This window comes from Selenomonadales bacterium (assembly GCA_017442105.1).
GTDB lineage: Bacteria > Bacillota > Negativicutes > RGIG982 > RGIG982 > RGIG982.
The window spans coordinates 1-8,063 of record JAFSAX010000106.1; the positions used below are offsets into that span (position 1 = coordinate 1).

Consider the following 8,063-nt stretch of genomic DNA (forward strand, 5'->3'; position numbering starts at 1 on the left):
TCTTGTCTGTTATTCGTAGCGGAGTGCTTCGATCGGGTCGAGTTTGGCGGCTTTTCTCGCGGGATAGAATCCGAAGAATACGCCGATGGCGAGCGAGAAGCCGAAGGAGAGCAAGATCGACCACGGTGCGATATACGTGTTCCAGCCTGCGAGTGCCGATATGACTTCGGAGGCTATGATACCGAAGATGATACCGATCGCTCCGCCGACGAGGCAGATGACGGATGCTTCGATGAGGAACTGGTTACGGATATCGTTGTATTTCGCGCCGAGCGATTTGCGGATACCGATCTCGCGTGTACGTTCGGTGACGGATACGAGCATGATGTTCATGATGCCGATACCGCCGACGAGGAGCGATATAGCCGCCGTGATGCCGAGGAGCATGGTGATAGTGGTGGTGGTGTCGTTCATGGCGTTGATCATTTCTGTCATGTTACGTACGTTGAAGTCGTCTTCTTTGTCCGCGGTGATCTCGTGCCGCTGCCGTAAAAGCTCGGTGACGTCTGCCTGGATCTGTGCGAGGACGTCTGTATTTTCACCTTGTATGGAGATACGGTTGATGTGCGTGATGCCGAGCATACGTTCCTGTGCTGTGGTGATGGGGATGATGACGGTGTCGTCTTGGTCTTGCCCCATACCCGACTGACCTTTTTCTTCAAGGATACCGATGACGCGGAACGGTGCATCGTTGATACGTACGGTTCGTCCGATGGCCTGACTTTCACCGAAGAGGTTTTCTACGACGGTCTGACCGAGGACGGCGACACGTTCTCTGCCGGCGAGATGACGGTCGGTGATGAACGAGCCTTCGGCCACAGCTCTGTCTTGTACGATGGCATATTCAGGCGTAGAGCCTGCCATGGAGCTGATCCAGTTCTGATTGCCGACGACCATGTTAGCCGAGCCGTTGACGATAGGGGCTACGGCACGAACGCCGTCGACCGATTTTTCGATGGCCTGCGCATCTTTGAGCGTGAGCGTCTGGTTGGAGCCTGCGGCACCGCGTATGCCCGATGCGGATACGTTGCCCGGCGATACCATGATCATGTTGCTGCCGAGCGAGGAGAGGTTCGATTCAACGCGCTCTTTAACGCCCATACCGATGGATACGAGGGTGATGACGGCGGCAACACCGATGATGATGCCGAGCATCGTGAGGAGCGAGCGGACTTTGTTATCTCTGAGGCTGGTGAGAGCCATGGTGAAGCCTTCCCAGATCATACGCTCACCTCCCCTGTTTTCGGTTTTTCGTTATAGCGGTCGGAGTCTATCTTGCCGTCTTTGAATACGATGACGCGCTGTGCATATTCGGCGATGTCCGGTTCGTGCGTGACCATGACGATGGTGTGACCTGCTCGGTGCAGTTCGGTAAAAAGTGCCATGATCTCATAGCTTGATTTTGTATCGAGGTTGCCTGTCGGTTCGTCGGCGATGATGAGCGGCGGACGGTTGATGAGCGCACGTGCGATGGCGATACGCTGACGCTGACCGCCCGATACTTCGTTCGGCTTATGGTGAACGCGCTCGGCAAGACCGACTTTGGCGAGTGCTTCTTCGGCTCTTTCCATGCGTTCTTTGACAGGAACGCCTGCATAGATGAGCGGAAGTGCGACGTTCTGCGCGGCGGTGAGCTTCGGCAGAAGGTTGAAGTTCTGGAATACGAAGCCTATCTTCGCATTTCTGACAGCGGCGATGTCGTCTTCTGCCATTTGGCTGACTTCGATTCCGTCTAAAAGATACGAGCCGAGGCTCGGTCTGTCAAGACAGCCGATGATGTTGAGCATGGTGGACTTGCCGCTGCCGCTCGGTCCCATGATGGCTGTGAATTCGCCTTTCTTGATGGAGAGCGATACATCGTCGATGGCGCGGACGGCGAGTTCGCCCGGGTTGTATATTTTGCTGATACCGCAAAGTTCAATGATCGGTTTCATAGTATCCCTCCTTCGCGGTTAGAACATCTTCATCGGTGTACGAGTTTTCGTCTTTTTCTCCGGAATGACGACTTCTTCGCCTTCAGAGAGGCCGCTGACGATCTCAGTGCTCATTTCGCCCGAGAGGCCTGTCGTGACGTTTTTCGTTACCTGTTTGCCTTTTTCGAGGACTTGTACCGTTGCCTGTCCGTTGACTACTTTGACTGCTTCGTTCGGGAGATAGAGTACGTTGTGGCGTTCGTTCGTGTTGATGACAAGACGCGCCGTCATGTCAGGCTTGAGGTCATATTCTGTCGGGTGGACTGCCACATAGACGGTGTAATAGATGACGTTGTTCGCCGTGGTGGATTGGTTCGATATCTTCGTTACGGTGCCTGTAAACGTCTTACCGCTGTATGTGTCGATGGTAAACGTTACGTTCTGACCGACTTTGACTTTACCGATGTCCGTTTCGTCAACGTCTGCTTCGATCTGCATCTCGGAAAGGTCGGCGATCTTCATCATGACCTGTGCTGCCGAGATACCTTGTACGACTGTCTGTCCTTCTTCGAGCGGTTTGCCGATGACGATACCGCTGATCGGGGTGGTGATAGTGTAGTCACCGAGGTCGGCGAGCTTGCTTTCGTAGTTGGTACGTGCGACTTCATACGCTTCGAGTGCGCTGTCGAGCTGTTGGAGCGAGTATCCGCCGATCTCGACGAGTTCTGCCGCACGGTCATAGTTCGCTTTGGCTACGTCCATTTTGACACGGAGTTGTTCAAGCGTCTGCTGGAGGGCGCGCGAGTCGAGCACAGCAAGGACTTCGCCCGCTTCTACGTGCTGGTTTTCTTCAACGCGCATCTCTGTGATACGACCTGTTACTTTCGAGCTGATCTCGATGGAACGGACTGCCGAGAGTGCGCCCGTTGCCGATACTTCTGTCATAACGTCACCGCGCTGTACGGTGGCCGTTTTGATCTGCTGCTGTGTTTCTTGTGTTGCCGTTTGCGAGGAGGAGTACCAATATCCGCCCCCGCCGAGGAGGCAAAGGACGATCGCCCCTGCTATCCATTTTTTCTTATCCATGCCGATCCCTCCTGCTCATTCTTTCTCATCTATTCGAATGATCGTTGTTATATCTGACAAAGCCGAGAATGGTTCGGCTTCCCTTATCTCATATTGTATGTGGTTCGTTTTGGTTTTTTCTTTGAAAATCAAGAATCGACTTCCGTTTCGTACGGCCATAAGAGGATCCCGCCGAAATCGGCTATGTTCTTGTAGCCGAGCGCACTCATGATCTCGCCCGCTTCGGCACTTCTTTTTCCGCTTCGGCAGTAGATGAGGATCTCTGCATTCTTGTCGGGAAGCACCGATTCCGCTTCCGCTTCCAATCTGTCGAGCGGGAGAAGGACTGCGCCTTTGATATGACCGCTCTTGTATTCCGCTTCGGTGCGGACATCAAGCACGATGGCATGCGGATTTTTTTCCATACGGGCTTTGGCTTCCTGTGCGGTGATGCGCTCCGCACCGCTCGGATTCGCCATGCAGGCAGTGCAGAGAACAGCGACGAGCGTGCCTAAGAGATATTTTACGATGTTCATGCTGATGTGCCTCCTTTATTTGCGCCCGTTTTGGGCAAGCGTACGGTAAAGGTCGCGCCTTGTCCGAGGATGCTGTCTGCACCAATGGTACCGCCGTGTGCTTCGACGATCCACTTGGCGATGGCAAGACCAAGCCCCGCTCCGCCTTTATGGCGCGAGGAGTCTGCTTGATAAAATCGCTCGAACAGATGACCGAGCGCATCGGGTGCGATGCCTTCGCCCGTATCGGTAACGGTGAGGCAAGATGTCTTGCCGTCGTCCGTCAGCTTGACGGAGATAACACCGCCCGCCTCGGTATGACGAATAGCGTTTTCAACGAGCACGCGCAGGACGCGGCGCAGTTTGCCATCGTCACCGCAGATGATATTCTCACCGCCGAGATCGGCTGTAAGCGTGATGCCCTTTTCTTCTGCCATCGGCGTATACGCACGCACGGCAGATGCGATCATGTCACGACAATCAAACGCACTGCATTCGAGCCGTTGCTGGTGTGCATCGGCCTGCGCGAGGAAAAAGAGCGATTCGACGAGTTCTTTCATCGCGTCCGTTTCTTCGCGGATATTATTGAGCCATTCTTCCTGTTCTTCGACCGTTTCTTCGGGACTGCACATGACGACGTCGAGGTTCGTCCGAATCACAGTCAGCGGTGTCCGAAGCTCATGCGAGGCATCGGCGATAAAAGCCTTCTGCTGCGACCATGCTTTCTCGATCGGCTGAACGGCCTTTTCCGCGAGATATCGGCTCATCAGATAGAAGGCACCGAGCGAACAGAGAACGGCTACGATGAACGTCCAGAAGATATTATCGAGTATCGCTTTTTCTATCGTATCCGTTTCGAATGCGACGACGCGCAGTCCGTACGGGGACTGTGACCATGCATAATAGATATCCGTGCCGCCGTATTCGACATGACCTTGTTCACCGACTGCTTGTTCGGCGAAGGTGCGCCATTCTTTTATTTCAAACGGCAGATTCGATGCGGCTCTGAGGAGCGTACCGTTCGGTGCGATATGGAGATAGCCGAGATTCGGCCTTTGGCTGGTGGTAACTCGCTTGCGCGGTGCCCAGTCGGGTTGTGTCATCGCTTCCGATACGGCTTCGATACGTTCCTGTTTCGTCCGATAGAGGGAGTAGTCAACGTAGCTGTACGTGATGGCCGTCAATATCATAAAGATAAGAGCGACGATACCGAGGTTCTGCATCGTCAGACGACGGCGCATCTGCGCGAGAAGTTTTTCCGATCCGACTGCCATCTTACTCTTCCTTCCCGTCGAAGTAGTAGCCGACACCGCGTACCGTCTTGATATGGTCGTTCGTCAGCTTTTTGCGCAAGTAGTGGATATATAAGTCAACGTTCGCCGTATCGACATCGGCAGAGTAGCCCCAGACACGTTCCAAAATGCGTTCTTTTGACAGCACTTGACCGGCATTTTTCATCAAAAGCTCCAACAGCACGGCTTCTTTGACCGTCAGCTTAACGGTCTTGCCGTGGTATGTCGCTTCGCCTTTCAAGGGGTCGAGGACGACACCTGCGCCTGTCAGCTTGTCGCCGACGATCTCTTTTTCGGCACGGCGGAGAAGCGAGCGGATACGCGCGAGAAGCTCGGGCGTATCGAACGGCTTGACGAGATAATCGTCCGCCCCTGCGTCGAGGCCTTCCACGCGGTCGTCGAGCGTATCTTTTGCCGTGAGGAAAAGAACGGGCATACCGTAGCCCATCGCACGCACTTCGCGCAAAATAGACAGACCGTCGCGTTTCGGGAGCATACGGTCGAGGATCAAAAGGTCGTACGTGCCTTCTGCCGCCATATCAAGCCCCGTTTCACCATCGAGCGCAGTATCTACTTGGTAGCCCTTTTTGCGCAGGATGGCAGCAAGTGCGTCAGAGAGTCGTTTTTCATCTTCTACGAGGAGCAATCTCATCTGTCATTCCTCCGATCGCCAGTTTTTGCAGACATCGACCCAGCCGAGCGAGCGAGAGCACTCATGAAGCTCATCACACGTCAGCTCGATCGCCGAGTGCGCCGTTCCGCAGGCAGGGAATATCGTTTCGAATCGCTGTAAGGATACGTCGAGATACACTTTTGTCGTAGGCGGTACATCGAACGGGCAGACACCGCCGACAACATGGCTCGTAAGTGCTACCGTTTCTTCGGGTGTGAGCATCTTCGCCTTTTTGCCGAACTGTGCTTTGTACGCGCGGTTATCCACCTTCGCGTCGCCTGCCGCCACGACCATGACAGCACCGTCATCCAAGGCAAACGCAAGGCTCTTGGCAATGCGTGCTTCTTCGACGCCGAGCGCGAGAGCGGCTTCGGCTACGGTCGCACTCGACGCATCGAATTCCTGCACCTTCGTATCTTTGTTCCATTGTTTCAAATATGTTCTTACGCGGTTGATCGCCATGTTATTTCAGTCCTTTGTTTGGTAGTGATATGTTTACCTTTTATTTTACCACGGATATCTGTCCAATAAAAGAAAAAACTACCGATTTGGTAGCTTTTTCTACAGCCATCTTGCAAGCAGTCCCCCGACGAGAAAAGCTGCCGCGAAAGAGCCGAGCCAAACGGCGAATCCTTCGCTTTTTCCGCGTTCTTTGACCATCATAAAAGCAGTGGCGACACACGGCACGAACAGCGTGATAACGGTAAGCGCAACAGTGAGCTGGCTGTCCGTCAGCGCGAGGTCTGTCAGCCCCGCGGCGGCGAAATCGCGTCGCACCATGCCCATAAGGAAGATACTTGATGTTTCGCGCGGCAAGTGAAGGACGCCTTCGGTGACGGGCGCGAGCATCTCACCAAGCAGGACAAGCCCGCCCGCCTCCTTGAGCATCGTAAGGAAAACGGCTCCGCCCGCAAAAACAGGCACCCCTTCCCGCAGAAAGTGCGCCGTCCTGACCGCGACTTTCCTTATGACATTGTTCGCCTGCACAAGCCTGAGCGGCGGCAAGTCGATAAAAAGACCGCTCGTCCGACCGCCGACGAGAAGCGAGAGCATCTTGCCTGCGATGAGGAACACACCGAGCATCGTCCCCACATACACAGCGATATATTCTGACGGCAGTCTTGCCATCAGCGCGGTGATGATGCCCAGCTGTGCCGAGCAGGGCACGACAAGCCCGAGCAGTGCGCAGACGATAGTGCGTTCGCGTTCCGTTCCCATCAATCGCGTGGCAGTCGTCGCCATCGTCACACAGCCGAACCCTAAGATGAACGGAATAACGGCTCGTCCGTTCAGCCCGATCGCCCCCATCAGCCTGTCAACAAGCGCGGCCAGTCGCATCAAGTATCCCGAATCCTCCAAGACGGACAGCGCAAGATAAAACCCTGCCACGAGCGGTAAGATAAGGCCGAACAGATACGTGACAGTCATGGTAAAAAGACCGTACTCACCGACGAGAAGCGTAAATAAAACTGTATCGGCAGAGATATACTGCGCGGCAAGCGCACGGAGATGCGGCTCATAGACAGTCGCAAAAAAGCCTTCTGTTGTATCGACGACATCCTGCGCGACGAATACGCCGATAAAGAGATACAACACCGCCAGCACAAAGCAGAGCATCACCATGCCCGATATCGGCGCGACCGCCAATCTGCCGAGATATGCGCCGAGCGTGGTGCGATGCGCACGCGAGGTAACGACCTCACCGCAGACAGCATCGACGCGCCTGCGACGGTGCGCATATATCTCCTCGCGAAGGGAGGGCAAAGGCAGCTTGCAATCTTTGCACCGTCCGCAAGACGGCACATCATCTGCCGAACGACCGCGCCTGTGCCCCACACGCTGCCCATAAGAAAGCGCATCCTCCTCCAGCCAAAGAAGCGCGTCCCTCTGCGCTCGTCCGTCTGCCGTCGCCTCATCGAGCAATCCTTGCATATACGCATCGACAAAACCTGCCCGCGCCAGATCAAGACTCTCTCTTACTTCGTCGATGCCGATACCAAAGATACCGCTCGCGGCGATAACAGGCACACCGAGAAGATGCGACAGCTTTTCCCCGTCAATGGCAATGCCGCACCGCTTTGCCTCGTCTATCATGTTGAGCACAACGATGAGCGGTATGCCCATCTCGATCATCTGCAAAGTCAAGAACAAGTCGCGCGTCAGATGCACCGCATCAACGATATTGATAACGATATCGGCAGACAGTATCACGTCGCGCGCCACACGCTCCTCCTCGCCTGCCGACCCGACACCGTACACGCCGGGCGTATCGACGAGCGTATCGCGTCCAAGACGCGCACACCGGACATCGACCGTCGTTCCTGCATAATTCGACACCTCACGATATACACCCGACAGCGCAGTGAAAAAAACAGACTTACCTACATTCGGATTGCCTGCCAAGACGACCGTCCGCCCCCTATCGCGCGAACCATCGCGTATCGTACGCGACCATCTCCCCTTATCAGGCGGACTGCCGCTTCGCCCCTTGCCGAACAGACCGCCTCTCAGCGCCTTTTTCCACCATGGCAGACCGCCCCTCCTCATCGCCTGCCACCGCTTCTCGACACAGGCCATACGCGAATACGCTTCGCCAGCCTCTGCC

The 8,063-nt window shown here is 55.1% G+C and carries 8 protein-coding genes; all 8 read right to left on the reverse strand.

The window, feature by feature from the left end; translation table 11 throughout:
* Nucleotides 1-9: 9 nt before the first annotated feature.
* Complete coding sequence (locus IJN28_04190) at nucleotides 10-1,224, reverse strand: ABC transporter permease (protein ID MBQ6712971.1); 1,215 nt, start codon at nucleotides 1,222-1,224, stop codon at nucleotides 10-12.
* On the reverse strand, nucleotides 1,221-1,934 hold the full coding sequence (locus tag IJN28_04195; GenBank protein MBQ6712972.1) for an ABC transporter ATP-binding protein: 714 nt from the start codon (nucleotides 1,932-1,934) through the stop codon (nucleotides 1,221-1,223). The genes IJN28_04190 and IJN28_04195 overlap by 4 nt, the downstream gene beginning before the upstream one ends.
* 18 nt (nucleotides 1,935-1,952) lie before the next feature.
* Nucleotides 1,953-2,999: an efflux RND transporter periplasmic adaptor subunit gene (locus tag IJN28_04200; protein ID MBQ6712973.1), complete on the reverse strand. Its 1,047-nt coding sequence runs from the start codon at nucleotides 2,997-2,999 to the stop codon at nucleotides 1,953-1,955.
* A gap of 128 nt (nucleotides 3,000-3,127) precedes the next feature.
* A complete protein-coding gene (locus tag IJN28_04205) occupies nucleotides 3,128-3,514 on the reverse strand; it encodes a rhodanese-like domain-containing protein (protein MBQ6712974.1) in 387 nt (128 codons plus the stop codon).
* On the reverse strand, nucleotides 3,511-4,767 hold the full coding sequence (locus IJN28_04210; GenBank protein ID MBQ6712975.1) for a HAMP domain-containing histidine kinase: 1,257 nt from the start codon (nucleotides 4,765-4,767) through the stop codon (nucleotides 3,511-3,513). Before IJN28_04210 ends, IJN28_04205 begins: the two co-directional genes overlap by 4 nt.
* 1 nt (nucleotide 4,768) lies before the next feature.
* On the reverse strand, nucleotides 4,769-5,437 hold the full coding sequence (locus tag IJN28_04215) for a response regulator transcription factor (GenBank protein MBQ6712976.1): 669 nt from the start codon (nucleotides 5,435-5,437) through the stop codon (nucleotides 4,769-4,771).
* 3 nt (nucleotides 5,438-5,440) lie between these two features.
* Nucleotides 5,441-5,920, reverse strand: coding sequence for a YbaK/EbsC family protein (locus IJN28_04220; GenBank protein ID MBQ6712977.1), 480 nt, complete (start codon nucleotides 5,918-5,920; stop codon nucleotides 5,441-5,443).
* A 99-nt stretch (nucleotides 5,921-6,019) separates the two neighbouring features.
* Nucleotides 6,020-8,005, reverse strand: a complete 1,986-nt coding sequence (gene feoB / locus IJN28_04225) for a ferrous iron transport protein B (GenBank protein MBQ6712978.1) — start codon at nucleotides 8,003-8,005, stop codon at nucleotides 6,020-6,022.
* Between the last annotated feature and the right edge of the window lie 58 nt (nucleotides 8,006-8,063).

Coding starts and splice junctions, on each gene's coding strand:
- IJN28_04190 (MBQ6712971.1), bottom strand. CDS start 1,224: ATGATCTGGGAAGGCTTCACCATGGCTCTCACCAGCCTCAGAGATAAC.
- IJN28_04195 (MBQ6712972.1), bottom strand. CDS start 1,934: ATGAAACCGATCATTGAACTTTGCGGTATCAGCAAAATATACAACCCG.
- IJN28_04210 (MBQ6712975.1), bottom strand. CDS start 4,767: ATGGCAGTCGGATCGGAAAAACTTCTCGCGCAGATGCGCCGTCGTCTG.
- IJN28_04205 (MBQ6712974.1), bottom strand. CDS start 3,514: ATGAACATCGTAAAATATCTCTTAGGCACGCTCGTCGCTGTTCTCTGC.
- IJN28_04200 (MBQ6712973.1), bottom strand. CDS start 2,999: ATGGATAAGAAAAAATGGATAGCAGGGGCGATCGTCCTTTGCCTCCTC.
- IJN28_04215 (MBQ6712976.1), bottom strand. CDS start 5,437: ATGAGATTGCTCCTCGTAGAAGATGAAAAACGACTCTCTGACGCACTT.
- IJN28_04220 (MBQ6712977.1), bottom strand. CDS start 5,920: ATGGCGATCAACCGCGTAAGAACATATTTGAAACAATGGAACAAAGAT.
- feoB (MBQ6712978.1), bottom strand. CDS start 8,005: ATGAGGAGGGGCGGTCTGCCATGGTGGAAAAAGGCGCTGAGAGGCGGT.